Raw genomic sequence first — 2,574 nt, 5'->3', positions numbered from 1 at the left:
CTGGGTGCCATTTACCAATAATGCCGCAGAAAATTCGATTCGGATGACCAAGGTTCAACAGAAAATATCCGGCTGCTTTCGTAGCACCAAGGGTGCAGAGATATTTTGTGGTTCTGTCGCAAAAAGTGTAAAAACCGAATATATCCTAGTTTTATGCAGCTAATGAATAAGATTTCATACAGGATAAACCCACGCTCATCCTATAGTTAAAATTTCGACAGCTAAGTTGTAAAGTCATATGCTACCTAGCATACAGATTAATAATGACTTAAAAAATACCGCCATTTTTAGCTGGGCATGTGAATCTTCTTTGGATGAAAATTAGCCTTATAATAGTGACTTTCTGTTTTATGCGACAGAACCTTTTCGGAGGGGGAGCTGTGAAAGGGGATTGTAGTATTGATTCATCTACTTCCTCATCTTTGGTCGGATTGAAAAAGCCTGAACTATACATCAACTGGCCCTCTCAGTACCTTAAAAATGAATTGCACTTGTTAATTGAATCTAAGTTTTTATCTTTTTAAAAATTATTTCATATAATTATCATACACAAAAGTGTTGTAGGTTGCCCTTAATACATAACTACAACTACTAAAATCTATTTTACCGTCAGATAAAAACCTTTTAATCATAGGGTTTGATTTATATTTTTTTATGAAATCAAAATCAACTTCTTCTAGTTTTTCTTTTGATAAACTAGCTATGTAATTTTCAATTTCTTTTTTCTTTTCCTTAGCTTTTATTTTTTTTTCTTTTTCGATTAATAATTTATTGGCTTCTTCCTTTCTATTATTCTCATTTTTCTTTTTTTCTAATCTTTTTTGTTCTAAACTAGAACTTTTCCAATCTTTTTCAATTGCTTCTATTAAAAACCCTGATGGATTTTTAATGTTTTTTTGTTCCAGTAAAATGCCTATTTTTTCTGATATATATTTATAACCATGCTCCTGTATTAATGTTATTGCTTGCACATCTGCAATTTTATAACTTTTAAGTTTTTTATATTCAGCACTATTTTTTATATCAAGTAAACCATCAGAAATAGGTAACAACTCTTGTTTGTTTTCTTCAACATCAAATCCAATATGTGTTATTTTTCTTCCTGTTCTACGTGTCTTTAAAGTAATAAAAATATTAGTTAATTTATTTATTTCATTAATGGCAGGGGTGAGAACATGCTTTTTAAAATCCTTATAAACATCGTATGATTTTACAGTTGCACCTAATAGTTTTCTCCACTCTTCTGTCGTTGAAAAACCTGTTGACCCAACATTAATATACCTCAAACAATTTTCCCAAAGGTAAAGACCGTACGAAGTGTTAAATACTTTCTGCTGTGCAATTCCAATTTCCTGATACATTATTGGATTGTATAAAACTTCCTTTAAGCATTTATCGTACCTATAAGTAATTGTGCCACTTTTAACCTTAAACCCGCCTAGCATTTGGACACTAGAAAACTCTTTAAAAGATACTCCTTTAGATTCAGATTGCCCTCCAACATCCCACTCAACAATAGTTGTCTGTAATTTTTGCAGGGATTTTTTTAACGTTGCAACATCTTTACTATTGAAACCAACTGTCTCTGATAATGTTTGAATAGAAATCGTATGCTCTTCTTTGCTTAAAAGCTCATCATATGCATTAACTAGAAGAACATTCCAAGTTTTACGTGGAAGTAAGCCAACAGGGTTAGATACACGGATTACGCCAACTTGTTTTTTTAATTCCTTTTTCATTAATTCACAGACTCACAATATTAAAGAACAATTATAAGTATTATAAATTTATAAGGTGGAAGCTGTAAAAATATTTTTCCACTTTATTTTTATTATCATAAAGGTGGAAGTTTACGGGAAACTAAACTAAATTTCATTTGGAAACATCCAAGTAAGGGTAGTTTTTAATTCCTAAAAAATCAAAACTTCCCCGTAAACTCCCACCTTCCCCGTAAACTTCCACCTTTCCCCCCGTAAACTTCCACCATATTAGTCTACACTTCCTTATTTTTAAGGCTTTCAGTATCTTAAACATCTATAAACATCTATAAACAAATAACAACATTTAAGATTGTTCATCGTGACGAGTCTGCTATTCACGCTCATTTCCAAATGCCATCAATTTGCAAAGACGGGAAACCACAGAGCAAGAAAGGTGTGGATTTAAAGAAGGCGGTCAGAATTGAGCGAGGAGAGCCTGAGAGCGCGTATATCCACCGAAACGTCAAGCAGCCACATGAAGACCAGCCCAAAGAAATAAAAGCCGCTGAGAGGCGTTTATCTGGCGTTTTAGAGTCAAGTCCGAATATCAGCATCAAACCTGTTACTGCGGAAATTATTACGAAACGGACTTGGTGGAAAACAAAGGTACGCAGGATTAGTGTTTATGCTGCATCCCAGGTTGATAATGCGCTGAAAGAAGCGGCGGCAAAAACTGAAAAACACGTCAAAAATGCAAGCTAGCATGGAACGCACAAACAATGAGCTAGCTAGGGAAAGGGCTGTAAGCTCGAATCTAAGAAAACGATTTCGGGGAGTCCCTACTTTTGCGAAAGCTCATTTTGGGCGTCCAAGC

At 34.1% G+C, this 2,574-nt stretch carries 2 protein-coding genes and 1 pseudogene; 2 read left to right on the top strand and 1 reads right to left on the bottom strand.

The genetic code is table 11. The features are described from left to right. Positions 1-109, top strand: a pseudogene (locus CDZ78_RS15350) (IS66 family transposase); the annotation flags it as partial. 418 nt (positions 110-527) lie between these two features. Here CDZ78_RS15350 and CDZ78_RS15345 read toward each other — a convergent pair. Beyond that, positions 528-1,739 (bottom strand): replication initiation protein, encoded by a 1,212-nt coding sequence (locus CDZ78_RS15345; RefSeq protein ID WP_087870790.1) that lies wholly within the window; start codon positions 1,737-1,739, stop codon positions 528-530. Positions 1,740-2,156: 417 nt separating this feature from the next. On the opposite strand from CDZ78_RS15345, the gene CDZ78_RS15340 reads away from it, so the two are divergent. Next, a complete protein-coding gene (locus CDZ78_RS15340) occupies positions 2,157-2,462 on the top strand; it encodes a hypothetical protein (protein WP_087870789.1) in 306 nt (101 codons plus the stop codon). Positions 2,463-2,574 lie beyond the last annotated feature (112 nt).

It is taken from the genome of Bathymodiolus platifrons methanotrophic gill symbiont (assembly GCF_002189065.1).
GTDB lineage: Bacteria > Pseudomonadota > Gammaproteobacteria > Methylococcales > Methylomonadaceae > Methyloprofundus.
The sequence above is the reverse complement of the archived record's forward strand: the minus strand, read 5'-3'. Positions and strand labels throughout refer to the sequence as shown.

Excerpts from the sequence above, each read along its gene's own strand:
- CDZ78_RS15345 (WP_087870790.1), bottom strand. The coding sequence starts at position 1,739 with ATGAAAAAGGAATTAAAAAAACAAGTTGGCGTAATCCGTGTATCTAAC.